The sequence below is a fragment of the Hungatella sp. SL.1.14 genome, assembly GCF_024460495.1.
GTDB classification, from domain to species: domain Bacteria; phylum Bacillota; class Clostridia; order Lachnospirales; family Lachnospiraceae; genus Hungatella; species Hungatella hathewayi.
On sequence record NZ_JANFYJ010000459.1, the window covers coordinates 1 to 293 of the forward strand.

General features: G+C 39.9%; 1 protein-coding gene. It reads left to right on the top strand.

Features of this window, described 5'->3' with window-relative positions:
• Nucleotides 1-242 (top strand): histidine kinase (locus NE473_RS31830; RefSeq protein ID WP_256265702.1); only part of this gene is annotated, 242 nt, incomplete at its 5' end.
• Nucleotides 243-293: the final 51 nt, after the last annotated feature.

Here is a 293-nt window from a genome sequence, read left to right on the forward strand (position 1 = left end):
ATAAAGTTGTTTACAGCGGTAGGACCCTCATAGACCTGACCGATGATACTATAACAGAGGAAGCTTTGCTAAGAGGTTATACGGCTCATAAAGCGGACGGGACGCAGATTGTGGGAACAGCATTTTCCGATTATCCGGAGCGATATTCGTTTCTTGACCCTCTTCAGGATTCAAATGGAGAAAAGATCCTTGATAATTCGAATAATGTACTACAGGGTGAAACGGTGTATAAAAAGGTGTAGAAATGTCGTTTACTTCTTGTATATTCCTATACTTTTGATAAAAGAATGGCT